Raw genomic sequence first — 23,662 nt, 5'->3', positions numbered from 1 at the left:
CTGCTGTCAGATGCCGATTTCGAAGGGTTTGACGATCGAGCGGTCACGCTCGGGTGGCTCGCGACCGGGCGCTTGTACCTTATCCATCTGATCGCCCTTTGCTTGCCCCTGGGCCGCCGCATCGCGGAGCAGATCGACGGTTTCGAGCGCCGAGCGCTTCATGCCGGTGTTGCGCCCGACCGCCGCCTCGAGCCGCGACGCATTGTCAACGAAGAGCGTGAGTCCGTCACGCAAACGGGTGATTGTCACCAGGAACGTCTGCTGGTTCGACAGATTGCGCTCCCGGCTGTCCATGACCGCGATCCCCCGGTCCGAAGTCAATCCCTGCGCCATGTGAGCATTGAGTGCATAGGCGAGGTCGAGCCTCCGCAACATCGGATCCTCCCTTGCCAGCTCATGCGCGATGCCCATCGATGTAGTCAGTTTAACGGACTTGCTGCCGATCCCGGTAATCCGGGCTTGATCGGCATTGATCAGGCCACGCTTGTGGTCCGTGTCCGTCCAGCGGATGCGGTCGCCGGCATGGAGTTCAAGAGGCTTCAGCTCGTAGAGCCGCAAGGGGTCATGCTCGCCTTGCGGCCGGAGCTTCCCTGGTCTGAATTCGAAGTGCTTGCCGCGCCCGTTTTCGAGGGTGACGCGCTCACGTTTGGTGTCGGTTTCAACCACTCGATAGGTTCCGCGCATGAGGCCCTGGGCGCGCTTGTCGCGGTCGACTTCAACAACCATGCCGCGAACATAGGTGCCCGCATACCGCAGCTCCTCGCGCGTCGTATTGACGCGCGCAAGCACGTCGAGCTTGAGCGCAGGCTGCCCCAGTTCGCCATTGGCCTTCAGACCTGTCTGAACAGCCTGGTTCACCTCGCTGCGCAGTGTGCGGCCCGACGCATAGATGGCAGTCCGCTCACGCTCGGCGGGTGCAAGCGCCAGCCATGCTGCGGCGGCCTCGATAGCCGCCCCTTCCCCGACCTCGACGACATTGGATCCCAGGTGGCGCAAGGCTTCTTCGATCTGCCCGCCTTGTGCGGCATGCTGGGCAGCCCGCAGTGCCCGGTCACGACCGCGCAAGTTGATGTTCATGGTCGCTGTCTCGACGCCAGCCTTCTGCATGACCTCAAAGGGTTTGCCGGCATCGACCGCACCCAATTGCTTCCTGTCGCCGATACTGGCGAAGCGCGAAAGCTCGAGGAGGTTCGCGAGGCCAACCAGCTTTTCCTTGTCGGTATTGCCGACCATCGAGGCTTCGTCGAGGAGGACTACGGTGCCGCGCAGTTCGCTGCGCGCCGACGCAAGGACCGCTTTGTCTCCGCCTTCGAGCAGCGCGGCATGGCGCTTCAGGAACCGCGCCACGGTCATTGATGGGATCCCGGTGTCGCGTTCCAGCATCTGCACGAGCGTGTTCTGGACGGCGAGCCCGAGTACGGATTTGCCTTCCTCCCGCAAAATGTCGGCGACGGGTTGGAGCACGGTGCTCTTGCCTGCCCCCGCCACCCCCTGGATGGCCACAATGCGGTTGCTGGAGCCAAGGAGAAGCCTTCCTGCGGCCTCCTGCCCCTGGTTGAGGGTCATCCCATATTTGAGCTGGGAAAGCGCCTGTAGGCGTGCGCCTGCCTCGGCTGGATCGACGATGGGCGGTGCCATCCCGCGCCCTGCTTCAACGGCCGCGACAATCCGCTGCTCGGTCGCAATGGCCCCCACCGTTGTGACAAGTCCCCGGTCCGCCCCTTTGCCGCGCGCGAGTTCGCCCTGTCGCAGCAGTTGCTCCACCCTGCGCTCGATCTCCGGCAAGGCCACCGGCAATCCGAACCCCAGGGCGGCCTTGTAAATGTCGGTGCGGGCAAAGGCCGCTTCGCGTTCGGAAAGGTGGCGCACAGCCGAAGCAACAGCATGGACAGCGGCAATCTCCTGCGGCGATTTTCTGGCAAGATCGCGCGGGACGAGCGGATCGCCGGCGCGCAGCCCCAATCGCTCGGCAAGGGCCTGGGCAATGCCGCGACCGTGCTCGACCACGTCGCGAACAAACCCGCCGAGCGTTGGCACCCCGCCGATGTCCATGGCAGCCCTGCCATTGGCCCTAGCGATAACCTCGGCGGGGTCGAAACCGATCCGTGCCGCCTGGTCGCGCCATTGCTGGCCAAGCGCGCCGCGATCCTCGATCGTCTGCTTTGCCGCGCGCGTCATGAGGTTGGCGGCATTGCGCGCGGCCAGCCCCTTGCCGTTCATCCCTTCAAGCGCTGCAACGATTTCGGCGCGGCGGGAACTGAAGGCATCGCGGACGTGCCGGGGCACCCCCGCCGCTTCAAAATTGCCATGCTTGCCGGTCTCGCCGATTTCGTAGCCGAGCTTTTCAACCGAGAGCCGGAAGCGCGCCATCGTCATCGCATTGAGGAGCGTATTGTGCTCCCAGAGCTTGTCATTGCGAAGCGCTCGCCACTTGCCATCAGACCCCTGGGTCACGTTGGCGACGACGGCATGGATGTGGGCATTGGGCTCCTGGTTGCGGTTGGTATCGTGCTGGAATAGCGCCACGAGCAAGTTGCCGGTCTGGGCGATCTTCTCACGTCCGCGCACCTCGATGCGGGTTTCAGCAAGGTTCTTTTCCGCCCAGGCAAGCGTCTCCTTCACGGCTGCGGCGTAGGCATCGATGATCCGCTTGTCGCCGCCGACAAGCGCGAGGAGCGACCAGCTCTTGGGCATGGAAAACGTGAGATCTGTCCCCGCACGATGCTCGCGCCCGTCGCTGCCAACCCGGCTGCCATCGGGCAGCATTCCTTTGAGCACAGCTTCGAATAGGCGCGCATCGACCCGGCCCTCGAGGCCCTGACGCTCCGCGCCCTTGCCGAACCATTCGCCGGACCGGTCGGCATCGGCCCGGGTATAGTAGTTGTCCGAGGCAAAATAATTGGCGGCGCCGCCGGCCGTGCGCACGTTGGCTGCGGAAAGCATGGTGTGGGCTCCTCCTGCAGCGCCGCCGTCAGTGGTCAGATATCCATGTCGACATCGCCGAAGCCGCGATCATCTCTGGCAGATGGATCGGGCTCGGTGAGGCCATCTTCAAGCATCAGTTTGCGCGCTTCCGCCGCCGCATTGGGTGCACGCTGGCGCTCCTCAGGAGCCTGCCCGGACTGCCTCGCCATAAGGCGAGGCGCATCGCTGCGCACGCCATCGGTCTTTGCCGGTTCCTGACCATCGGCCGACCCGGCCTTGAGCACGCTGTCCTTGGGAATGGCAGGGGCGGTTTCCTGGACTTTTGCCGTGTCTGGCTGCTCCACCTGCGCTGGCCCTCCGGCTGCATAGGGCACACCGGTTGCGGTCCGTATGTCGCGATCGGCAACGCTGCCTGGTGCGGTCGCTTGTGCCGGCAATGCCGCTACCTCGTCCTGGCCGGGCTTTGCCCTGGCAGAGCGTTCGAGCGCCAGTTCGCCCTGCTTGGGGATGACCCGCTTGCCCGCCCCGTCGTCGTTCGACGATGGGTGCTCGGAGGCGGAATTTCCGTCGTCGGGGAGCCATGGCTTCAGAGGGATCACGGGTGTCCCGCCCCCTTCCGGTCCGCCATCATCGCCGGCTCTGCGAATGAACGGCTCGGCCCGTCTGCGACGTGTGACGGGCGTCAGCTTTACCGGTGCCGCCGGGAATCCGTCGGGGAACTTGATGTAGCCCGAAAGACGCGCGAGGTTCATCAACTGGTCGGGCAGCAGCAGCGGCTCGATGTGCTTGCGCGAAGTCAGACTGACCGCATCGCGCGCGTTGTTGTAGCCGTAGGTGTAACCCTCCTCCATGTCGCGCACCTGGGTGTGGCCGATGAAATCGGAACACCATGTGGCGGTCTCGCGGTCGGCGGTGCCGAGGATCAGCTTGGTCCTGGCAAGCGATGAAAGCGTCATCGCCATGTTCTCACCGTAGACTTCCTTGAGCTTGGCATAGGCATGGATGCCGGTGACGATCGCGCCGCCGAAATTGCGCGCGGTCTGAAGGCCCTTCTCGAGGGCCGGCAGGCGGTGCAATGCTCCGAGCTCATCGACGAAGAACCAGACGCGCAAGTCCCTGGTCCGATCGAGCGTCATCAGCGTGTTCATTGCCAGATCAAGCCAGACAGTGAGCAGCTGCGAACACACGCTCATGTCAACATATCTGGCCGAGATGAACACCATCGAGCCCGAACCATCGTCCTGCTCAACCCATTGCCGGAGCGAGAAGCGGCGCCCACTTTGCGGCAAAAGCTTCAGCGCCTTGGCGTTGGCATTGAACACGGCGCGGATCGATTCCGCCATGCGTGCAGCCTCGGGGGCAGTGAGCGGGTCGGCGATCGTACCGCGCATCAGCCGGTGCACCGATGCCAGGTCCGCCGTCATCAGTTCTGACGCCAGCGCCTCGTTCGTCCCTTGTCCGCGCGCGCGCAACTTCAGGCACATTTCGACAAACAACAGCCGCGCGGCGAGTACCCAGAACTGCTCCGACCCACCGCCATCGTGCGGCACGAGTGCTTCGGCGGCCGCGGTAAACTCGGCCTCGTCACGGCACTCGTCGAACACGCTCCATCGCGGACAGCGCGCATCAAGCGGGTTGAGGATGACGTCCCGGCTGCTGTCGTAGAAATGCTCTATGAATGCGCCGGTCAGGTCGAAGATCACGGCGCGCTGGCTGCGGCTGCGCGCTTCCTCGATCATATCCGACAGGGCGACGGTCTTGCCCATGCCGGTCGTGCCGATGAGCATCGCGTGGCTCTGCTCGAGCCGCCAGGGATAGCTGACCTTGGCCAGCTTCGACGGGCGGTAGGGAAAGACCTTGGCGAGTTCGCCCGGCGTACAGAGCCGCCAGCGCCATCCCATCGCCTGGGCCAGTTCCTTCGCCCGTTCGGCAAGGTTGTAGACACGGATTTCCTCGACCAGTTCGGCCAGGGTCACCAGCATGGCGCCGCGCTCGTGCTTGCGCTCCTTGGACTTGCGACCAAAGCGCGCAGCGAACCAGTAGAACAGGGCGAAGGCTGGCAGGAGGGCGAGCGCCGAGCGCCACAAGACGCCTTGGAGAATGTCCACCATGTGGCCCCATGCACGTACCACCGGCGGGAAATTTTCGACCATCGCGATGGGGAACTGGACGGTCCCGCCAAAGCCTGTTTCGAGCGCCACCTGCTTGGCGGGATCGAATTCCATGAAGCAGTAGGCAGAGGCATAAAGCCTCATCCACACGAGGTAGGTTTCGTGGTCGGTAAGCCCGCCCGAAAGCATCCACCACGACATCGAGGAGAGGACGGCAAGGGCGATGAGCAGGGGCCCCTTCAGCCCGGCAGCGAACATGAAACCGAAGTGGCCGAGCAGCTGGCTGCCGCGCGTGAAGTTGACGAGGTTACGCTTCATGGGAGCCTCCCTCGTCGGTGCTGGCAGTGAGGCCGGCCTGCTTGCACTTGGCGGCAAAGGCCTGGTGGACCCGTTCGCGCAAAGCGTGATCCTTGTGCCCGGCAAGCAGGGCATCGACCCCCACCATGGAGAACAGGGACTGGCGATAGAGCCGGCGCAGGAGACCGCGATCGCTCGCTACGGAGATTTCATCTTCGCAGGCCCGAAAGATGATCGAACGCAGCCATTCGCTGACCGCCAGACCGTCGGCGGCAGCAGCAATCCGAACCCGCCCGGCGAGTTCGGAGGTGACGTAGACTTGCAGAGATATTGGTCGTGACATTGACCGACTCCTTCAAACGAGGAGCCTGGCCGCACTGCGAAAGTGCTTTCCCGGTTAAATCACAATGAAGAACATGTCAAGAACGAATGGACTCAGCAATTCCGCCCCTTTCCGCCTCCCCGCCAATCACTTCAAATTGCATAAATGACATTATATCAATGTGATTGAGAAGTGACCGAACCTATTTTCTAGGTATAATTCATTGGTATCAGGGACTAAATGACCGGCGACATGTCGCGTACGGTGTGCTTGAATTCCCCCCTTCCAGATAGCTGATCCAGGTGCGGTTCCAGATAATGGATGGAGGACAAGATGTGCCGTTCCGGCGGGATGGCCTGGCCGCATTCGGCCGCGAATTCACAGCGGCTGCCGCGCTGGTCCGCGCTCGCATCCGATGGTATGACAGACCAGCATTTTAACCCGCATGGGGGTGCAGCGAATGTCCAACGTAACACTGTCCGCAACGCCCAAAGGCAATGGCTTCCAGGCAACCATCACCTACGCGAATGGTGTCGGGATCAGTTCGGCCGAGTCCTACCCAACGAAAGCCGAAGCCATTTCGGCGGCGGCCATGAAACTGCTCGACATGCCCGAGCGTCTCGAAGCGTTCGATGCTGCCGACGCGGACATTTGATGCTGCCATCACGTGCTCACCTGAACGCTGGCTACGGGTTAGCCAAGGGAGCCGAGCAAAAAGAAAGGAGGAAGCCCATGCCTGGACTTCCTCCTCCTGGTAGCGTCAGAATTCATCGTTGAGTTTACCCGGAACCGTGTCGATCACCCGGTCCATCATACCCTGCGGCAATGCCCCGTAATCTCCCTCGTCGATAGCGACATAACCCGCCTCGTCATCGGTCAGGATGTACTGCGTGAAGTAACTGTGAAAGGCCCGGGCATGGGCCTGATCCAGTGCGGCAACATAGGCCGACTGGTCAGCGCGAAAACCGGAATACGAAAGGGCAGCGTTAGCGTTCATGTCAAACCTCCTGATGGTTGATGCTTCGCATCAGGAAGTGTGAGGATGTGGGCGACGGGCCGGGTCAGGGACCGCGTGGCACACGCGGCCGCGAAGCGGCGATGGGGGCAACGATTTTTTCCGGGCTTGCCCGGCAAAAATGGTGGGGCCCCGTCGTCCTTGACGCGGCCCCAAAGCCCGCATCACCATTGGACATCTGCGAGAGAGACCTCTCCCAACGCTTGCGGGTGCTTCCAGGGCCTGCCCCACAAACCGTTTTCCTACAGGGCTTCGGGCTGGCAAATGTCACCTCGGAGGGGACGAACGGCCACGAAAAGGAACCCCTATGGCCAGGTCCAAACCGAGTGCGCTCGATGCACTCAAACGACTGCGCGAACAGCGCGAGGAACTTGCCCAGCGTGAAATCAAGCTGCGCGAGGATGCCGCAGGCGAACTCGGCAAGCTGCTGATTGAATGCAGCGCGGAAACGCTCGATCCGGGCAAGTTGCGCCAGCTCGTGCGGGCGACGATGGCGATCGGGATCGATGCCGCGCTTGAACGAGTGACAGCAGGCAAATGACAACCAGCGGCGGCACGGGGCTCGATGCCGCGTGCCGCCGCTTTCGCCAGCCAACACAAAAATGGCCCCGGTGGCTCGCGCCATCGGGGCCATCTTGCAGGGGGGGTGCCGGGTTCAGTCTTCGTCGATCGGCGGCGCATCTTCGTTGTTGCCTGAGCGCGGCTTCGAGAGGAAGTCGACCTTGTCGGCGATAATCTCGCAGCCGTAGCGCTTGGCGCCGTCCTTGTCCTCCCACTGGGTGTAGTGGATGCGCCCCTCGACCGTCACCATCTGGCCTTTGCCGCAATACTTGGCGACGTTCTGGCCGAGGCCGTTGAAGCAGGTGACGCGGTGGAATTCGCTGTCCTTGGCGGTGTAGCCGTTCTCGTCCTTGTAGGTCTTGCCGTCCTTGCGGGCGGGCCGGTCGGTCACGACCGAGATCGAGGTGATGGTGGTTCCGCCAGTGGTGGTGCGGGCTTCGGGATCGCGGGCGATACGGCCGACGAGAATAACAAGATTGGTCATGGGTTTTCTCCTGATCGAGCAATCCGGGTCCATCCCGGCTGCGAACTGACAGAAGAAGCGGCCACCGGGCGATCGCACCGAAGGGGAACCCGGATCCGGTTCGGGTGGTGCGGGCAGCCGGGCAAAGCCCGGCAACACGGCCGGACCTGATCCGGGTTGCGAACGACAGGGGGGTGATTCAAGGAAGGTTCGCGAAGAGCCGGTATGGCGCCTGGATGAATGGGCAGACACCATGCTCAAGTCTGTGGCTTCGGCCCTGCTTCGCTGTCCCTTACCGCCCCGGCAAACCGACGATCAGATTTCGACCCTGACCGACCTTCCCGCAGCAGGGTAAGACCTGGCAACCGGCGACACACTGCCGAGGTCAGACTGGTCCACCAGCTCTGCCAAGGGATCGTCCAAGTGGTGACCCCTCAGCATCCAGGCCTGCGGTGCAATGAGGCGCGCCCAATCGGCAAAGGAGGGGATAGAGCCAAGATCCTCACGAACGTGCTGCTCGCCGATGAGGCGGACCGGAACAGTCCGGCCGTCGGCATTGACGATCGTCGCCCCGAACAGGGCTTCCAGCATGAAGATGCCCTCGGCATGGTGCCGGAGCGCGCGGTGCCGGGGGTCTGCGAGGATGGCCTTGGACTGGTCGAACCACTGGTGCAGCGGCAGATAGTCGTCGGGCTTGCCGCCCCATTTCCGGACCGAGGACAGGGCGTGATAGTAGCAATGTGCCATGACGCCCTCCCTCACAGTTCAGTGTAGTGTTGGTTGTAGTCGGTGAAGCGCACGTTGCATTCGAGCACGAAGCTCGCTTCCTCAACATCGATTTCGAGATGTCCGCCCGCGCCATCGTTGTTTTCCCATCATGGATGATGGCGTTCGAGGGCAAGATAGGCGAGCGATTCCAGAGCCGCTGGCAGCAGCACGGGATCGGCGAGATCCGCTTCATCCGGTCGGTCATTCGGGATCGGATCGAGCACCTTTTCGGGACAAGCCAGCGCGCTATCGGCGGCATCAAGGCAGACGATCTCCTCGACAGCGCCGCTGTCTCCGGACCCGTCGAACCGGATCTCGACTTTCGCGATCCCAGCCTGTCGTAAGGCTGGAATGACCGCCAGCTTGAGGTGCTGTAACTCGATCTGAGCCTTCGCTTCGCGCTCGGCCTGGCGCGCTGAAAATTCAGCCAAGGCGACTTTGAAGTCGGTCATGGATATTCCTCCTGTGCTGTGCGGCCATGCGATCAATCCGCATGACCCACTGACACAGGCGCTTGCCTCCCCTCTTCAGCAGCAACGCCAGCGCCGATGAGGCGCTGGCGCGGATGGACTTGCGCCCTCATTCGCTGCTTGGAGGAACAGCCTTGGGGCTGGTGCCCAGCGGACCGCGGCGGTCGACGACAGTGATCCGGCGCGTCTTGGCCTCGATTACCAGTCGTTCAAGGACACCATTGCCCGGGAATGCGATGACGTAACGCGGGTCGAGCGAAAGCATGCGCTCGTTGCGCTTGAAGCCCGCACGGGCACCAAGCCGCATATCGAGCGAGAACGTGACCTGAGGGACCTGTCGGCGCTCAGCCCACGACGATGCCAGGCGGTCGACGCCCTTGGTGTCGCCGCCATGGACCAGCACCATGTCCGCGACGCGCTCGCGAACCTTGTCGAGGGTTGCCCAGACGTTGTTGGCGAAGGTCAGTGCCTCGTCCTCGGTCGCGTGGCGGATACGGCCACCAGCGAAGACGACCGGCATGCCCTCGGGCATGGCCGCACGGCGCTTGGCCTCGGCCCGGGCGCGCATGAAATCACGCCCTTCGACCAGCGCGGAAGTGAGCATGGCGCCATGGTTGAACCGCGAGCTGGAAACCGGCTTCCAGGACGAACCGAACTCGTTGAGGTAGAGGGCGGCGGCGACCTCGCGCATCTCTTCCAGTGCCAGCATGGCGCTCTCGGCGCACTGGGCGCGTTCGACCTGGGTTTCGAGTTCATGCGTGTGAATTTCCGATCCGTCTGCGGTGGCGACGAGTGCACGGACCTCGTCGGTGGCGCGATCAAGGGACGTCGACTTGCGCTGCGCGGAACGGTGGAACAGATTGACGAAGGCCCAACCGAGATCCTCGGCATCGACTTCAAGCGCCGTGCCAGAGAACAGCGCGAACAGATCGGACCAGACGCCTTCGAGCGTCTGAACGACGGCTTCGTGGACCGGAAAATCGGTACTGGTGACGGGGGCTGGACCGATTGAAAAACCGGCTAGATCAAGACCTGCGAGTTGGTCGACAAATGACGTGTGCATGGGGTTTGCTCCTGACTGGTGTGACGCCGACGCCGCCATCCATGGCTGCGCCAGCGAGAGCCCGTCAGGGCCAGCGTTCAGGCGGCGCCCCGCACCGCAGGGGAACCCGCTTTGGCAGGCTGGCGCGGGCAGGCTTGGCCTAAAGCCTAGCCAACACGGGCCTGCCAAAGCCGGGTTGCGGGAACCGCCGGCTGGCCCAGGGCCTCTCTCGCATGGAGCAGGCCATTGAGCGGCACCATTCGGATCACCCGCGTCAGGAACGGCTGCTGATCATGCCATGCCGACAGTTTGAGCAGATCATGCAGCCCGTTTGCGATAGACCCCTTCACCATTCGACATGTGCCCGAGGCAGTCATAGACGCCGAATAGCGTATCGAAGCGGGGTGCAATCTGCTGGAGCCAGCGCTGCGCCCGGGGCGAACGGGTGGTGCGCCATTCGGCATCCCAATAGGATCCATCGTCACGTTCGGCGATCCAGACGGCGACAAGGCTCCCGTAAATCGAGACACCGAAATCGGCATAGGCGTTGCGCATGAGGATGCGATCCTCTCGTCCGCGCCATCCATCGTGCGCCACCAGCGACGGAAAGGCACGGGCAGCGCGTTCCCTGAGATCGTCCCGCAACCACTCATACTCGAATTCCCAGTCATCGGAATCCTCGACCTCAAGCACGGTGAACGCGACTATGCTGCCCGAAGGGTAGCTGACCGAGCGGCCCATAGCGCCCTCCCTCAGGCAGCCAGCGCGGCGGCGCTGGCCTCGTCGATGTCGGCGATGCCGCGACCGCCAAGCTTGAGCAGCAGACTTGAGGCCTCCTCGGCCTTGGCGGCAGCCGTGAGGATGGCGCGGTCGTCCTCCTTCAGCAGCTTGAGCCAATGGCCAATATAGCTGGCGTGGCTGTCGAGATGCGCAACCGGAAGACCAAGTTCAGCACCCAGCATCGCGCTGGAAAGCTCTGCGATCAGTTCCTCGGCCGCATAGGCAGCGGTGCCGAAACGGTTCTTGAGATCCCGGTCCAATCGGCTGGCATGGCCGGTCCAGTGCGAGAGCTCGTGCGCAAGCGTCGCATAGTAATGATCGAAGCCGGAAAACAGGTGCGCAGGCGGCATCGTAATGCGGTCGGCGGTCGGCTCTTAGTAGGCCTCATCCCCTTGATGACGGAGCACTGCCGGGAGCACTCCAAAGAAGGCGTCGAGCTCCAGCTCGCGGCCTTCGGGCTCTACCAGGTCAAGCGTGGCGGCAGGGTGGAAGCGCTCCGGAAGATTCTCGACCTGGTCAGCGTTGAAGACCGGATAGGCCTTCAGGACGCGGCGGGCTTCCTCGCTGGTTTCTCCCGTATCGGGGGCTTCGATCTCCTTGGTATAGCTCTTGTAGAAGATGGCGATGGTCGACTTCTCGCCCTTGCGGACCTGCGCACCGAGCTTCTGGGCCTGGTTGTAGGTCATCCAGTAAGAAGACGCATAGCCGCACATGTCGGCGACCATCCACAGCCAGAACACGTTCATGCCGCGATAAGGCGTGCCGCAGGCGCGCAGGGGGCGCGATATGGGCACACCTCGCCATGGCTTTATCCATGGCTTCGTACCTGCCTCAAGGCGCGCGATGATCTCCTGCGTGATACGGGTTGCGGGCGATTGGGCATCACCACGAAATCTGTGCCTGGTCATATGGGATCTCCTGATCTGGCCGACGGGCAGCGATGCTCCATCAGTCCACGAACAGGGCGCAGCCTCTTCTCTCCGCTCTTTTCGAAAGCGGGCGAAATTCGCGATAAAGTGTTGGTGAGGTTATTTGTTCTGATTATGTCGCCCGGCAACACAGTCGACGGTTTGGTGCCCTCTCATTGATCATACGGCATGCCAACTTATCGGCATGAAAGCGGACACCCTTTCTCTGTTGGCGCTATCACGAATATATTGGACTGACCGGTTAGTCTGGTCCGAGCGCTGCTCGAATTGATACCGCCGTTCGTTCATGAGGAATGACACAATTTTTGGACAGTATACTTGGCCGCGCTTACTCAAGAAAAACTATCCCAAAGCAGCCAATTTGGCCGTAAGATATTCGTGGTAACCTTGAAGCAACGAAAGCTCTTCGGCCGCTGCACTCGCCATGAGCGTTTCACATTCTGATCGGGCTTTCGTCAACGTCGTCCACTTGACCCCACTGTCATCCGGAGCGGCTATCCGCGAATGGATATGCGCCGACATTTCCTGCTGACAGGCGAGTGGCAAACAGTTTGGATCATGGGCAAAAATGAGGCGCTTGGCCAAAAAGCCAAACTTGGGGTTCTGAAATTGGCTGGCCAGCGTGTGCCGGTTTTCCCACGGCATCGCATGGAATTGCGTCATCAGATGCTCATCGGCGTTTGCTGCAAACCCCTCATAGATATTCTTTTCAACGTGTTCGTTCGGCTCATACACCGTTTTGGTGGCCTCATATGCAGCTAGCAAACGGGCTTTGAGTGCGTCGTCGCTGTGAAGTTCACCAGCCCGAGCCACAATGTCAACTTGCGTCAGATCACCGAGTAGTTGGTCGGGCACATCATCAAGGGGCGTCATGGTCGGTGCGGCGTTGGCTTTGATTTTTCGGAGCGGCTTTGGTGAACTGACCACTAGACTTTGCAACTGCGCGTCGGTCAGATTGCGAAACCTATCGAGATCATGTGCCAAGTCGAAACAGACCGAGACATTGGATTGTTCGCTGTCCTGACCAATCCGCAATACCAGCATATGCTTGGGGCGGTTAAAGTAGAATTCGGTAAGGAGAAACGGCTCGCCTTCATCCAAAAATTCGGCCGCCGCAGCTTTTTGCGTGAACCGCAAAAAGCGATTCCACAGATCGCCAGCGCCGTCCCGAACAAGGCGGCACATATGAATCGTAGCCTCGACATCCGACAATGCATCATGGGCATTGTCATGAGAGAAACCGTTAGCGGGTGCGAGTTGGTCGAGCTTAAAAACCGGCTTGCCGTTGCCACCATACGGAACGGTCGTGATCTGCCCCCTTCTGAGTGGCCCAATTTCTATTTTAGAATGGGTCACGAAGGAGGAATGGAATGGCACGGAAGCACAAGCCGGAGGAGATCATCGGCAAGCTGCGTGAGGCCGAGATCGTGCTGGCGCAGGGCGGAACGGTGGCGGATGCGTGTCGCCGGATCGGCGTCACCGAGCAGAGCTACTACCGGTGGCGCAAGGAATATGGCGGTCTGAAGATGGACCAGGCCCGACGGATGAAAGAGCTGGAGAAGGAAAATGCCCGGTTGCGTCGGGCGGTGTCGGATCTGACGCTGGATAAGCTGATCCTGCAGGAGGCCTCCCGGGGAAACTTCTGAGCCCTGCGCGTCGCAGGCGCTGTATCGATCATATCAGGGCCATGATGCCGGTGTCCGAGCGGCGGGTCTGCCGGGTGCTCGGGCAACATCGATCGACACAGCGCAAGACGCCGCGCGGGGCAGATGACGAAGCTGCACTCACCGAAGACATCGTCGCCCTGGCCCGGCAGTATGGTCGCTATGGCTATCGCCGGGTGACCGCTTTGCTGCGCAATGCCGGTTGGCAAGTGAACCGCAAGCGGGTGGAACGGATCTGGCGACGCGAGGGTCTCAAAGTGCCGCAAAAGCAGCCCAAACGCTCCCGGCTCTGGCTCAATGACGGATCGTGTATCCGGCTGCGACCCGAGTATCCCGGTCACGTCTGGTCCTATGACTTTGTTGAAGGTCGAACCCACGATGGTCGCAAGTTCCGTATCCTGTCGATCATCGATGAAGCCAGCCGGGAGTGCCTGGCATTGCCGGTAGCGCGACGCTTGCGCAGCGAAGATGTGCTTGCGGCACTGGCCGAGCTGTTCGTCACCCGAGGCCCACCGGCGCACATACGGTCAGATAATGGCCCCGAATTTATCGCCAATGCAGTGCAGGAATGGCTGGCAAAGGTCGGTGTGAAGACGCTCTACATCAGGCCAGGCAGCCCATGGGAGAATGGCTACTGCGAGAGCTTCAACGGCTCGATGCGTGACGAGCTCTTGAATGGGGAGATCTTCTACACCCTGGCCGAGGCGAAAATCCTGATCGAAATCTGGCGCAGACACTACAACACCGTCAGGCCGCACAGCTCGCTCGGCTATCGCCCACCAGCCCCGGAAGCAGCAACGCCGCCATGGCCGCCCTCCGGTTCCGCTACGCTCCACCTGCGGCCAGCCATGGCGCCGGGGGCAGTTTTACACTAACAATCAACGCGGACCACTCAGTGGGGGCCGGTCAGTCACACAATCCGGTTCAAATTCCGTGCAGGCTTGAACGAGGGGCAACACGTCACCCCGGCAATTGCCGTCGCGATTGGTCAGATATGGATTGTGCAGAGTTTAGTAGAAGGCTTGGCGAATGAGTTCTTCGTCAAACCGCAGACTGTTGTAGCCGAGAAAAATGGCCGGCGACCACTCTGCCAGCTTACTGCGAATGGCTCTGACCATCTCGTAGTGCGATGGCGTGGCCGGATCGTGCAGCCGGTCAATGGTCATTTTGGTGACACGAAGTGCGCCCGGAGCTGGCACAATGAACGGCAGGAGCCGAGAACGTATCTCAAAGCGTTCAAGGATGTTCAGGTCTTCGTCGGTCCTGATTGCCGCGAATTGCAAAATCTGATCGAACGAGGTGTCGATGCCAGTCGTCTCGGTATCGTAAAAGACAAACCCCATGCACCCCTCCGCAATCAGCTAGATGTATGAGGAGAGCCTATTTTGCAATGCTGTCACGCTCACACGAAAACGCTTGGCGAGCGCCTTCATACCAACCTCATCGTCAATATCTAGGCTTTCAATACCTTCGATTTGACTGATAAATTGTTTGGGCATCAGGAGTTCAGAGGCAAACGCATTAGCCTGCACCTCAACCCGGTCAGTCCCTTGTGTAGCCAACTCACCGCGCCAGAGCGTAAAGCCCTTATCTACATGCACTGTGCCATCAATCAGTTCGCGATGCATGATGTGATGCCCCAGTTCATGCGCGATGGTGAACCGTTGGCGATTGGGATGGTGGAGCGCATTCACTCCGATCACAGACACGCCATCTTTGATGAGTGCCATGCCCGAAAGCTCTTGATCGAGCGGCGAGAAGCGCACGGCAATACCGAGGCTTTTTGCAATTTTCTCGACTGGCACAGGGAGCGTCGTCACCGCGTATTCTGTAAGGATACGCTGCGCCTGGTCACGAGCAATTTGAGCCGGGCTGAGCACTAGGAATCGTCCGAAGCGGCAAGCGTCGTTCCGTTGCTGAACATGCCCATCAGTGCATCATTCACTTGCGCCTTTTGACGCTCTGAAATGTCACTGCGGGAAATGGGGACAACAATATCGTTTTCGCCACGCAAAAGCGACTTGGGCAAAAGCTGCATAATCGATGGCAGCTTCAGGGCTTCCGCAAGCAGATACACCTGATGCAGCAACACCTTCTGCCGACCGGATTCAATATTTGCAATTGAGGCGCGGGAAATGCCAACCTTCACAGCAACTTGTGCTTGTGTGAGGCCAATGGCTTTACGCCTTATCGCCACAGCTTCCCCCAACGCCGAATAGATTGACCACTCGTTCATGGCTGCGCCTTTGAACCGACATAGTCCTAATGTCAATCACACAAACATATGTTTGTGTGATTGACATGCTGTATGTTTGTATTGACGGCATTTTGAATGCGCGGCATATAACGAATCGCGGCAAGGGCGTCCCGCCCGAGTTCAAGCAGAAAGGAACTGCCATGCAGCTCGAAGGTGCTGTCATTAAGGAACAAGGCCAGACCTTCGCGGTCGTGGTGGTCAAGCGTCATGTCACTGACAATCGACATGAAGCGTCGTCGGCAATTCAGAGCTTTAGCCGGTGTTTTCCGGGAATGCCGATTGTCTTGATGTCTCAGGATTCTCGCGGGGTTCCGACATATTTCGGTCGCCGCGACATCGCCAATTTTCTCTCAGGGGTGCCGACCAGCGCCATCCCGTGGGAGCGCTACACGTTCAACTAAGGTCACAGGAGCATTTATGGCCAAGAATACCGGAAGCAACTTTCGTCGCGGCGCAGTCACCGCCCGCACCCAGTTCCAGCGCAATGATGGCAACTATCAGAAGCGCAACGAGCGCACTGGTGAGTTTATGAGCGTCAAGAATGGCGGATCGCCGTTTAAGGGCGTCGCCAAAGAACCCGATGGCCGCGACGGCCCCAATTCCTAATCCAAGAAAGAACCCTCTCCCATGGCTGACGTTCAAGTTACCTGCATCAACAAGCAACCGCGTGATAACACCCACGAAGGGATAACTCACCTCGGCGGCTCCGGCTGGCGCTGGACTCGTCAGCAAGTGATCGACTCCATCGAGGCCAAGACCAATACCTTTTACACCTACGTTGCGGGCAATCGCGGCAACATTGGCGTGGTCAATGGCCCAAACGGCAAATATCTGCGCACCTACGCGGACGGCAAATGGAATGACAACTTGCTGTCTTTGCCTGAATGCTCCGGCTGAAGGCGACGTCGACCAAGCAATAATGCGCTCCACGAGCAGATATCCCAAGCTAGAGCTTGTTTAAGAAAGAAAATAGGAGACGTTCAAATGGCTGGATGCACAGCGCCAAGAGAGGGACACCGCTCGGCGAGAGCAGCGGCAAACTGCCCTGTGTGCCGTTACCGCTACGGGCGCTCCAGTGGCTACAGCAGCGGGTCGTACTCTTCGCCGTCGTCCTACTATACTTCGTCGGGCAGCAGCGTGGGCGGCCGGAGCAGCGGCGGCGGGTCCGGTGGCAGCGCAAGGCCGAAATGGTCGCCAGTCGGTTCGCCCGTAGTTTATACGCCTGCCGAGGTGCGCGCGCTCACACCCTACCGCGACAGCGTCGAGAAGCGAGCGCCCCTGCCCGACCCTCGGGACGTCTTTCTCTGCCATGCGTGGGACGACCGGGGAGGGGCCGCCAAGGAACTCCACGATCTGCTCGTGTCACGCGGTGTCTCGGTTTGGTTCAGCGAGAAGGACGTCGCCCTTGGTACGTCGTTGCTTCGCGAAATCGACAAGGGTCTAGCGAAGTCACGCGTCGGGATCGTGCTAGTGACGCCTGCCCTGCTGCGCCGCGTCCAAGGAGAGGGCATCGCCGACAAGGAGCTTTCTGCACTCCTGGCGCGTGACTTGCTCGTTCCTATCGTCCACAACACGACCTACGAGGCTCTCCGCAACGTCAGCCCCCTGCTTGGCTCGCGAAGCGGCCTGAGCACGGCAGAAGAGCCGATGAAAGACGTTGCGGCCAAGCTCGCTGAACTGGTCACAATCTAGGCTCAGGACCTGTTAAATTGCTTGCATGATGAGGATTGGATTGATTCAATGGTAGCGCCGAGGAGGTGTAGCCATGAGCGATCTATTTTTGCTGAGCGAGGCGCAGATGCGCCGGATCGAGCCATTTTTCCCGCTGTCACATGGAGTGCCGAGGGTCGATGACCGTCGGATTGTTTCGGCGATCATCTACGTCATCAAGCATGGCTTGATGTGGCGCGATGCCCCCAAGGATTATGGCCCGCACAAGACGATCTACAACCGCTTCATCCGTTGGAGCCGCCTGGGCGTGTTCAATCGCATCTTTGCCGAGTTGGCAGGCAAGGCAGGCGAGCCCGACCGGATCATGATCGACGCCACGCATTTGAAGGCGCATCGGACGGCGGCCAGCCTCTTAAAAGGGGGGCTCTTTCCCGATGTATCGGGCGCACCAAAGGCGGTCTGAACTCGAAACTTCATGCCGTCTGCGATGGCCAGGGTCGACCGATCATGATGTTGCTCTCCGAGGGCCAGATGAGCGACCACAAGGGCGCATTCCTGCTGCTTTCCGCGCTTCCCAACGCCAAAGAACTGTTGGCGGACAAAGGCTACGACAGCAACTGGTTCCGTAACGCGCTGGCCGAACGCGGCATCACTGCCTGCATCCCGCCGCGCTCCAATCGCAAGGTCCAGTACCACTACGACAAGACACTCTACCGCCAGCGCCATAAAATCGAGAACGTCTTTGGCAGGATCAAGGACTGGCGCAGGGTCGCAACCCGCTACGATCGCTGCGCCCACACCTTCATGTCCGCCATCTCCATCGCCGCAACTTGCTGCTACTGGCTATAATCAATGAGTCCTGAGCCTAGCTTCTGCCGGGGCGGCTGGCCTACGTTACGCGGCGCACCAGGCACCGACGCGGAGCCACCCACGAGGCCGCGTACCAGTGTATATACCCGGTCGTTTTCTGGACACCCAGACGATGAACAATCAGCGGCTTTCAGTGCCCAGCTTTCGGTGAACGAACAGCAGAGATGAACGTGGAAGCTGACACCTCCTCAAGATTACCGGAATGTCTGCTTCTGTTGTTCATGCACCCACGACAGAACTGTATGCCAACGGCCCCATTCAAAAAAAGGAAGCGGCCCCTCCCGAGATGGGAGGGACCGCTTCAGGGGTCGAGACGACTGACCTGTCAGGAGGAGGTCAGGCAGCCATCTCGCGGGGGGCCGGGGAATCGTCGTTGGCACTGCTAATTTGCGTCACGGCTTCGCCTCCGAGTTCGTCTTCTACTGTCGACGAGGGCTGCGCAGGATCGGCGAAGCGCATCACCTCCGGAACCCAGGCTATCGCACGGTCCCGCACCTCGGCTTCGGTAATGTAGGTCCCGGCGAACACTCGCTCGGCGCTCATCGCCAGATCAGTTTTCTTGACCGATGCGAACCTTGCAGAGAGTTCCGGTCCCCCGACGTCAGCAAGCGCATCGAGAATGACCTGCTTCGAGACGCGGTCGAAGTAGTTGGCCGCTGTCGGGCGCCACCATTGGGCCATGTCGATGCCGATCTGGCACCCCAGGCGATCCTGCAGAGCGATGTGCCGGTCACCCGCCATGTTGAGACTTGCCTCGAATGTCCGACCGACAACGAACCCGAGCCAGGCGGCACGAACGTCGTCGCCAAGGTTGCGGAAATGATCGAAACGAGCGGCTACGTCTTCCCCGGAACGCCAGCTTTCATCGAGGCCGCTCTTCAGGTCAGCCAGCGCCGCACTCGCAGGCGCATCCTTCGCTTCGAACCCGACAATTGGTCCCGCTGGCACGCTGCCGCGGATTGTTGTCGCCGAGCGCGAACGCCAGTCGAGCGTATCGCCATCGGCCAGCGTGAAGACAAGCAGGTCCAGCGCAAGGCCGGGATCGGACGCGACATGGAGGGCAAGGACATCGCGGCGTTGCATCGCAAGTTCGTCGACTAGGCGCTTGGACAGGGCTGCGCGGCGCGGACTGTTGTCGCCGCTACCGGCGATGACCTCGAGACCATCATCGTCGCCCGGCCGTTCGGACTGGCGCTCGCCATAGAACACAGGCTGGAGCACTGGCGTGCCGTCGCGTGACAAGGTCAGGATCATGCCCGCATCGCCCTTGAGTTCCGGCGACAGTACGGGCGGGCGGCTGCGGATATCCTGGCATTCGCGCTCGATTGCTTCGATCACGGCCTCGGCGGCAGCAACGGCTTCTTCGGCGCTGTCCTCATCTTCGAGGATCGCCGCGTGCTCGTCATAGGATGCGTCGAGTTCATCGAGCCGCGCGAGTTCGGCTTCGGTCAGTGGCGCGGGCTCGGCCGGAAGACGAACCAGACCATCGACCAGATCGTGGCTGGCATAGGGATCCAGCGTCGGCTTGACCCAGGCGAGCCCCTGTTCAGCAGCGAGCGCCTTGGCCTGTTCATCCATCTTCGCCGAAGCGAGATTTTCAAGCAAAGCAACGTCGGCCCAGGCCTCGCTGTCATCGTCGTCGAAAAGCTCCCGCTCGATACGTCCACCGGCCGCGATATAGGCGTCGCGCCCGACCAGCCGGGCCCTGGGATCGTTGCCGCGGACCGTGCCCGCGAGCACCATGCGCCGGATGCTGTCCGGATTGGGGGCGTAGTAGGCCGACGATACCTGCTCGAAGACCTGCGCCTGGATCGCCTGATCCGAGGTCGCACCATAGGCCTTGGCCAGGTCGAGTGTGATCTCGCCAGCGGCGAGCGCCTCGAACACAACCGACGCGAGTTTGGCAAGCCGCAGGCGTCCCTCGACGAAGCGCACGGTGAGCCCGAAGCGGCGAGCGACGTCTTCGATGGAAGCGCCGCCCTCGATCAGCGAGGCAAAGGCAACGGCTTCGTCGGCCGGGTTCATCGCAAGGCGGTGGAAGTTTTCGGCAAGGCTGGTCTCGACCGCAGCTTCCGCCGTGTCTTCAAGGACCAGGCAGGTCACCTGATGATCGCGCGGCAGCACCTTGTCGTCGGCGAGCGCAAGCATCGCCCGGCGGCGCCGTTCACCGGCTTCGACCTCGAACTTGCCCTTGGCGCCGGGCCGGACAATGAGGTTCTGCAAGAGGCCGAGCGCGGCGATGCTCGCTGCGAGTTCGGCATCGGCTGCGGCATCGGAATGCTTGCGAACATTGCGGGGTGACTGGACGAGCTTGTTCAACGGGATCGTTCTGATCATGGCACATACTCCTGATTGCGAGCCCGGCAGACCGACCATCGGCGCCCAATCGGCTCATCAAGGCAAAGCCCCCTCCCCTCTCTTCTTGCGTATCGGGATCACCTGCCAATGACCGGCCCAGGGCCGCTGCCTGTTTCGGATCCAATGCCGCTTGAGGGAGGCGATTACAGAATTGTAATTGGACAAGCCGAACGTTCCGAAATCCCGATTCGGCCACGCACGATGGGGTCAATTCGCTCCGAATCGCGAAGTTTCAGGGAAATTCAATCTGACAAGCGACACTTGACGCTTGGCAGAAATTTGCGTATCAAGCGGCGTGGAAATAGAGAGTATCTCGCACAAGGCGCTGCGAAGCTTTGCCGAAACCGGCAAGGCCAAAGGACTGCCGGGAAATCTGGTGGCACGCCTTCGCAATATGCTCGCCTGGCTGTCCGTAATCGAGGTGGCTGACGAACTTCTGGTGCCGCCAAATTTTGGCGCGCATCTGCTGAGCGGGGACAGGGCTGGCACCTGGTCCCTGACCGTGACGCGCAACTGGCGAATGACATTCCGGATCAACGCGGCGAACGCCATCGAGGATCTGGAACTGGAGGATTATCACTGATGGCTATCAAGCTTCACCCCAGCTTTGCGGTTCATGCCGGTGTCTGGTTGCGCACTGAGATCGTCGAGCCGCATGGCCTGACGGTTTCGGCCGCAGCCGAGAAGCTCGGTGTCTCGCGCCAAGCGATGAGCAGCCTGCTCAATGGCCGGGCCGGCATCTCGGCCGAGATGGCGATCCGGTTTGAAAAGGCTTTCGGCCTCAGGGCAGACAGTCTGCTGCGGATGCAGGCGGCGCACGACCTTGCCGAGGCGCGCCGCCACGAAAAGGACATCAAGGTCGAAAAGATCGCCGCCTGATCCGTCATCACAGCGAAGCTACCGGGTCAGACGGGCCAAGATCGCGTTCGCCTGGTCAGTGGGCACAAACAGGCGCGTCTGATACCGGATGATTTCCGTGAAGCAGCCCTGAGCCTTGTACCAGTCGAGCCGAGCGGCCGACCAACCAGCAAGCTCAAGTCGCTGCGCGCCGTTGACGAGGCTTCGCTTGAGGGTCAGCGCCTCCCTGCCCCGCACTTCCATCGGGCGACCCGATCGCATGACAGCCTGCACGATATCTTCGGCGGACAACACGCTGGCCTCCTCAAGGCCTAGCGAACGGCACAAGTCGGGCACACTATGGACCGGCACTTCGCGGCCAAGGAGCGAACTCCCATCCTTTGCCGCGATCCGGCTGACCCGGACGTAGTCCGAAGGCAGCTTGTCCCAGACAGGCAGGAGCAGTCCGGTAGCCAAGTGAAGCCGTTCACGCTTGCAGCTTGACGTCGCTTCATCGACCTCGGCCTGCCACAGGCGTTCGAACTCCGGCTGTTCGATCACCTCCCAGCTGCTCTCGGCGAGTTGCTCTGCGGGAATATGCGTGCGCTTGAGCGGGCGGATCATCTCAAAACGAGCGATGCGTGTGCCCTCGTCAGAGAGCATGCTGCGCGCCGGGACCAGCAGAGCGACACGGCCGGACCGGGCGTTATGCATCAGGCGATGCCGCGCGGTGTCGAGACCAAAGTGTTCGCCGAGCCGTTTGAGCGTCAGCGGCTTCAGAGCCCGGGCAATCTCCAGCTCCAGCAGATGCGTGGTCGCTCCGGACGTAGCATCGGTTCGCAGCAGCGTATCGGAGATGACTTCGAAGCTTTCGACCGCGATCGTCTCAACGCCAAGATCGAGGGTTCCAGCTTGCCGTGCGGCATCGACCCGTGCCTCAACCAGGGAGATGAACTCGTCGAAGATCGCGTTTTGCAGCGCAATCGGCAGCGCCAGGATGCGATTGAGCCAGCGCTGGATCGACTGCGCGGCGACTGACAGGATGCGAGCGTAGCGACAATCAAGATGAGAATCGGTTGTTGGGGTGTCGGTGAAGGGCGGAGGGCGTAGCCCGAAGCCCGTAGCCGAGACCCCAACAACCGATGGCCCTTTAATGGAGGAGCCGCAGATCGTCGGGGCCGACCCAATATTCATTGGCATATCCAGATTGGAGGGAGATGCCGTGAGTGCCGGGTTGCCAAGTCAACGATCATCAAATGAGGCTTTTCATGAAATTGCGACAGACCAACCCGGTCCCGGTGGCTGCGGCGAAGGCCGGGTTCAGCACCGCGACGGGCTACCGGATCGCGAGCGATCCGGTGCTTCCTTCAAACCGTAAAGCGCCCCGCGGCCGACGGCGACCTGATCCGTTGGAATCGATCTTCGAGAGCGAGATCGTACCAATGCTGAAGGCGGCACCTGGCTTGCGGGCGGTGGCGATCTTCGAGGAGATGCGCCGTCGCCATCCCGATCTCGATTTTGGGGTTCGCCGCACGATGGAGCGTCGTATCCGTGCCTGGCGGGCCGTTCATGGCCCGGAACAGGAAGTGATCTTCCGCCAGACCCATGAGCCGGGGCGAATGGGCCTTTCGGACTTCACCGACATGAGGAGCCTCAAAGTCACGATCGCGGGTGCGCCCCTCGATCACCTGCTTTACCACTTCCGCCTGGTGTGGTCAGGCTTCGAACATGCCCATGTCATCCTGGGCGGCGAGAGCTATGTCGCATTGGCTGAGGGGCTGCAGAACGCGCTTTGGATGCTGGGCGGCGCGCCGGGCGAACACCGCAGCGACAGTCTGTCGGCCGCGTTTCGCAACCTTGATGCCGATGCCCGTGCGGACTTGACCACACGCTACGACGCCTTGTGCGAACATTATGGCATGACGCCGACCCGCAACAACCGCGGCATCGCGCATGAGAATGGCAGCGTCGAAAGCTCCCACGGCCATCTCAAGGCGGCGGTGGAGGATGCGCTGGCGATGCGTGGATCGACCGACTTCGAGGACCTCGCGGCCTATCGCAGGTTCATCGACGAGATCGTTGCCCGAAAGAACCGGCGCAGTGCCGCCCGCATCGACACCGAAAGGGCAACGCTCAAACCGCTACCTGATCGTCGCACCAGCGACTACGAGGAACATATCCTTCCCGTCACCTCGTCCAGCACCTTCGTTCTGCGCAAGGTGTTCTACACGGTGCCGTCACGGTTGATCGGGCATCGACTGCGTGTGCGCCTCTACGATGATCGGCTCGATCTGTTCCTGGGCGGCAGTTATCTCATGACCC

General features: G+C 61.2%; 24 protein-coding genes and 3 pseudogenes. 11 read left to right on the top strand and 16 right to left on the bottom strand.

Going from position 1 to position 23,662, the window contains the following annotated elements:
* Window positions 1-6: 6 nt before the first annotated feature.
* From mobF to SxD43FB_RS07005, 3 genes are read right to left on the bottom strand one after another with little or no spacing between them, the layout of a single operon-like run.
* On the bottom strand, window positions 7-2,943 hold the full coding sequence (gene mobF / locus SxD43FB_RS07015) for a MobF family relaxase (RefSeq protein WP_096061568.1): 2,937 nt from the start codon (window positions 2,941-2,943) through the stop codon (window positions 7-9).
* A 35-nt stretch (window positions 2,944-2,978) separates the two neighbouring features.
* Window positions 2,979-5,354, bottom strand: a complete 2,376-nt coding sequence (locus tag SxD43FB_RS07010; protein ID WP_096061567.1) for a type IV secretion system DNA-binding domain-containing protein — start codon at window positions 5,352-5,354, stop codon at window positions 2,979-2,981.
* Window positions 5,344-5,676, bottom strand: coding sequence for a hypothetical protein (locus tag SxD43FB_RS07005; RefSeq protein ID WP_096061566.1), 333 nt, complete (start codon window positions 5,674-5,676; stop codon window positions 5,344-5,346). Before SxD43FB_RS07005 ends, SxD43FB_RS07010 begins: the two co-directional genes overlap by 11 nt.
* Before the next feature lie 439 nt (window positions 5,677-6,115).
* Between SxD43FB_RS07005 and SxD43FB_RS07000 the strand changes: the two genes are divergently transcribed.
* A complete protein-coding gene (locus tag SxD43FB_RS07000; RefSeq protein WP_096061565.1) occupies window positions 6,116-6,310 on the top strand; it encodes a hypothetical protein in 195 nt (64 codons plus the stop codon).
* Window positions 6,311-6,415: 105 nt separating this feature from the next.
* On the opposite strand, the gene SxD43FB_RS06995 is transcribed toward SxD43FB_RS07000, so the two are convergent.
* The gene (locus SxD43FB_RS06995) at window positions 6,416-6,652 is read right to left on the bottom strand and encodes a hypothetical protein (protein WP_096061564.1); all 237 of its coding nucleotides are present in this window, start codon (window positions 6,650-6,652) and stop codon (window positions 6,416-6,418) included.
* Window positions 6,653-6,977: 325 nt separating this feature from the next.
* Here SxD43FB_RS06995 and SxD43FB_RS06990 point away from each other — a divergent pair, with 325 nt between their 5' ends.
* Complete coding sequence (locus SxD43FB_RS06990) at window positions 6,978-7,211, top strand: DUF6437 family protein (RefSeq protein ID WP_096061563.1); 234 nt, start codon at window positions 6,978-6,980, stop codon at window positions 7,209-7,211.
* A gap of 114 nt (window positions 7,212-7,325) precedes the next feature.
* Here SxD43FB_RS06990 and SxD43FB_RS06985 read toward each other — a convergent pair whose 3' ends face one another.
* The 7 genes and pseudogenes from SxD43FB_RS06985 to SxD43FB_RS06955 all read right to left on the bottom strand — a co-directional run bounded on the left by SxD43FB_RS06985 (window position 7,326) and on the right by SxD43FB_RS06955 (window position 13,060).
* The gene (locus tag SxD43FB_RS06985) at window positions 7,326-7,715 is read right to left on the bottom strand and encodes a single-stranded DNA-binding protein (RefSeq protein ID WP_096061562.1); all 390 of its coding nucleotides are present in this window, start codon (window positions 7,713-7,715) and stop codon (window positions 7,326-7,328) included.
* Between the two features lie 294 nt (window positions 7,716-8,009).
* Window positions 8,010-8,441, bottom strand: coding sequence for a hypothetical protein (locus SxD43FB_RS06980; RefSeq protein WP_096061680.1), 432 nt, complete (start codon window positions 8,439-8,441; stop codon window positions 8,010-8,012).
* A gap of 11 nt (window positions 8,442-8,452) precedes the next feature.
* Window positions 8,453-8,914 (bottom strand): annotated as a pseudogene (locus SxD43FB_RS06975) (DUF6878 family protein).
* 127 nt (window positions 8,915-9,041) lie between these two features.
* Window positions 9,042-9,995, bottom strand: coding sequence for a DUF2493 domain-containing protein (locus SxD43FB_RS06970; RefSeq protein ID WP_096061561.1), 954 nt, complete (start codon window positions 9,993-9,995; stop codon window positions 9,042-9,044).
* Between the two features lie 297 nt (window positions 9,996-10,292).
* Window positions 10,293-10,715 (bottom strand): hypothetical protein, encoded by a 423-nt coding sequence (locus SxD43FB_RS06965; RefSeq protein ID WP_096061560.1) that lies wholly within the window; start codon window positions 10,713-10,715, stop codon window positions 10,293-10,295.
* 11 nt (window positions 10,716-10,726) lie between these two features.
* Window positions 10,727-11,662, bottom strand: a pseudogene (locus SxD43FB_RS06960) (zincin-like metallopeptidase domain-containing protein).
* A gap of 363 nt (window positions 11,663-12,025) precedes the next feature.
* The gene (locus SxD43FB_RS06955) at window positions 12,026-13,060 is read right to left on the bottom strand and encodes a hypothetical protein (protein WP_141249471.1); all 1,035 of its coding nucleotides are present in this window, start codon (window positions 13,058-13,060) and stop codon (window positions 12,026-12,028) included.
* Between SxD43FB_RS06955 and SxD43FB_RS06950 the strand changes: the two genes are divergently transcribed.
* Window positions 13,054-14,222, top strand: a protein-coding gene (locus SxD43FB_RS06950) for an IS3 family transposase (RefSeq protein WP_096061558.1) whose coding sequence is annotated in 2 segments (ribosomal slippage) — window positions 13,054-13,315 and window positions 13,315-14,222 — 1,170 coding nt in all. Because the reading frame shifts where the segments join, the coding sequence is not laid out codon by codon here. The two genes, SxD43FB_RS06955 and SxD43FB_RS06950, sit on opposite strands and share 7 nt — an antisense overlap.
* A gap of 135 nt (window positions 14,223-14,357) precedes the next feature.
* Here SxD43FB_RS06950 and SxD43FB_RS06945 read toward each other — a convergent pair.
* From SxD43FB_RS06945 to SxD43FB_RS06935, 3 genes are read right to left on the bottom strand one after another with little or no spacing between them, the layout of a single operon-like run.
* Window positions 14,358-14,690 (bottom strand): exonuclease domain-containing protein, encoded by a 333-nt coding sequence (locus tag SxD43FB_RS06945; protein WP_217988779.1) that lies wholly within the window; start codon window positions 14,688-14,690, stop codon window positions 14,358-14,360.
* Between the two features lie 18 nt (window positions 14,691-14,708).
* Entirely contained in the window at window positions 14,709-15,227 is a 519-nt protein-coding gene (locus SxD43FB_RS06940) for an ImmA/IrrE family metallo-endopeptidase (protein ID WP_096061557.1), read from the bottom strand.
* Window positions 15,227-15,583 (bottom strand): helix-turn-helix domain-containing protein, encoded by a 357-nt coding sequence (locus SxD43FB_RS06935; protein WP_096061556.1) that lies wholly within the window; start codon window positions 15,581-15,583, stop codon window positions 15,227-15,229. The genes SxD43FB_RS06940 and SxD43FB_RS06935 overlap by 1 nt, the downstream gene beginning before the upstream one ends.
* A gap of 56 nt (window positions 15,584-15,639) precedes the next feature.
* Between SxD43FB_RS06935 and SxD43FB_RS06930 the strand changes: the two genes are divergently transcribed.
* From SxD43FB_RS06930 to SxD43FB_RS06910, 5 genes are all read left to right on the top strand, one after another.
* Window positions 15,640-16,005, top strand: coding sequence for a hypothetical protein (locus tag SxD43FB_RS06930; protein ID WP_255245621.1), 366 nt, complete (start codon window positions 15,640-15,642; stop codon window positions 16,003-16,005).
* Between the two features lie 16 nt (window positions 16,006-16,021).
* Entirely contained in the window at window positions 16,022-16,210 is a 189-nt protein-coding gene (locus SxD43FB_RS06925; protein WP_096061555.1) for a hypothetical protein, read from the top strand.
* A gap of 21 nt (window positions 16,211-16,231) precedes the next feature.
* Window positions 16,232-16,501 (top strand): DUF3892 domain-containing protein, encoded by a 270-nt coding sequence (locus SxD43FB_RS06920; protein ID WP_096061554.1) that lies wholly within the window; start codon window positions 16,232-16,234, stop codon window positions 16,499-16,501.
* Between the two features lie 240 nt (window positions 16,502-16,741).
* Complete coding sequence (locus tag SxD43FB_RS06915) at window positions 16,742-17,296, top strand: toll/interleukin-1 receptor domain-containing protein (RefSeq protein WP_255245620.1); 555 nt, start codon at window positions 16,742-16,744, stop codon at window positions 17,294-17,296.
* Between the two features lie 73 nt (window positions 17,297-17,369).
* A protein-coding gene (locus SxD43FB_RS06910; protein ID WP_096061552.1) for an IS5 family transposase occupies window positions 17,370-18,124 on the top strand; the annotation gives its coding sequence in 2 pieces (ribosomal slippage) (window positions 17,370-17,688 and window positions 17,688-18,124; 756 coding nt in all).
* 357 nt (window positions 18,125-18,481) lie between these two features.
* On the opposite strand, the gene SxD43FB_RS06905 is transcribed toward SxD43FB_RS06910, so the two are convergent.
* On the bottom strand, window positions 18,482-20,482 hold the full coding sequence (locus tag SxD43FB_RS06905; protein ID WP_096061551.1) for a ParB/RepB/Spo0J family partition protein: 2,001 nt from the start codon (window positions 20,480-20,482) through the stop codon (window positions 18,482-18,484).
* 316 nt (window positions 20,483-20,798) lie between these two features.
* On the opposite strand from SxD43FB_RS06905, the gene SxD43FB_RS06900 reads away from it, so the two are divergent.
* Window positions 20,799-21,086 carry a type II toxin-antitoxin system RelE/ParE family toxin gene (locus tag SxD43FB_RS06900; RefSeq protein WP_096061550.1) on the top strand — a complete coding sequence of 96 codons (288 nt, stop codon included), beginning with the start codon at window positions 20,799-20,801 and terminating at the stop codon, window positions 21,084-21,086.
* Window positions 21,086-21,382 (top strand): HigA family addiction module antitoxin, encoded by a 297-nt coding sequence (locus SxD43FB_RS06895; protein WP_096061549.1) that lies wholly within the window; start codon window positions 21,086-21,088, stop codon window positions 21,380-21,382. The genes SxD43FB_RS06900 and SxD43FB_RS06895 overlap by 1 nt, the downstream gene beginning before the upstream one ends.
* Before the next feature lie 18 nt (window positions 21,383-21,400).
* Here SxD43FB_RS06895 and SxD43FB_RS06890 read toward each other — a convergent pair.
* Window positions 21,401-22,360: pseudogene (locus SxD43FB_RS06890) on the bottom strand (strawberry notch C-terminal domain-containing protein); the annotation flags it as partial.
* A gap of 236 nt (window positions 22,361-22,596) precedes the next feature.
* Between SxD43FB_RS06890 and istA the strand changes: the two are divergent.
* On the top strand, window positions 22,597-23,662 hold a 1,066-nt coding region (gene istA, locus SxD43FB_RS06885), incomplete at its 3' end, for an IS21 family transposase (RefSeq protein WP_176482691.1).

Source organism: Sphingobium sp. D43FB, from assembly GCF_002312805.1.
Classification (GTDB): Bacteria; Pseudomonadota; Alphaproteobacteria; order Sphingomonadales; family Sphingomonadaceae; genus Sphingobium.
This window is presented reverse-complemented; position numbering and strand designations above follow the sequence as displayed.

Coding starts and splice junctions, on each gene's coding strand:
- SxD43FB_RS06935 (WP_096061556.1), bottom strand. CDS start 15,583: ATGAACGAGTGGTCAATCTATTCGGCGTTGGGGGAAGCTGTGGCGATA.
- SxD43FB_RS07005 (WP_096061566.1), bottom strand. CDS start 5,676: ATGTCACGACCAATATCTCTGCAAGTCTACGTCACCTCCGAACTCGCC.
- SxD43FB_RS06965 (WP_096061560.1), bottom strand. CDS start 10,715: ATGGGCCGCTCGGTCAGCTACCCTTCGGGCAGCATAGTCGCGTTCACC.
- mobF (WP_096061568.1), bottom strand. CDS start 2,943: ATGCTTTCCGCAGCCAACGTGCGCACGGCCGGCGGCGCCGCCAATTAT.
- SxD43FB_RS06945 (WP_217988779.1), bottom strand. CDS start 14,690: ATGGGGTTTGTCTTTTACGATACCGAGACGACTGGCATCGACACCTCG.
- SxD43FB_RS07010 (WP_096061567.1), bottom strand. CDS start 5,354: ATGAAGCGTAACCTCGTCAACTTCACGCGCGGCAGCCAGCTGCTCGGC.
- SxD43FB_RS06990 (WP_096061563.1), top strand. CDS start 6,978: ATGGCCAGGTCCAAACCGAGTGCGCTCGATGCACTCAAACGACTGCGC.
- SxD43FB_RS06895 (WP_096061549.1), top strand. CDS start 21,086: ATGGCTATCAAGCTTCACCCCAGCTTTGCGGTTCATGCCGGTGTCTGG.
- SxD43FB_RS06970 (WP_096061561.1), bottom strand. CDS start 9,995: ATGCACACGTCATTTGTCGACCAACTCGCAGGTCTTGATCTAGCCGGT.
- SxD43FB_RS06995 (WP_096061564.1), bottom strand. CDS start 6,652: ATGAACGCTAACGCTGCCCTTTCGTATTCCGGTTTTCGCGCTGACCAG.
- SxD43FB_RS06980 (WP_096061680.1), bottom strand. CDS start 8,441: ATGGCACATTGCTACTATCACGCCCTGTCCTCGGTCCGGAAATGGGGC.
- SxD43FB_RS07000 (WP_096061565.1), top strand. CDS start 6,116: ATGTCCAACGTAACACTGTCCGCAACGCCCAAAGGCAATGGCTTCCAG.
- SxD43FB_RS06925 (WP_096061555.1), top strand. CDS start 16,022: ATGGCCAAGAATACCGGAAGCAACTTTCGTCGCGGCGCAGTCACCGCC.
- SxD43FB_RS06905 (WP_096061551.1), bottom strand. CDS start 20,482: ATGATCAGAACGATCCCGTTGAACAAGCTCGTCCAGTCACCCCGCAAT.
- SxD43FB_RS06920 (WP_096061554.1), top strand. CDS start 16,232: ATGGCTGACGTTCAAGTTACCTGCATCAACAAGCAACCGCGTGATAAC.
- SxD43FB_RS06985 (WP_096061562.1), bottom strand. CDS start 7,715: ATGACCAATCTTGTTATTCTCGTCGGCCGTATCGCCCGCGATCCCGAA.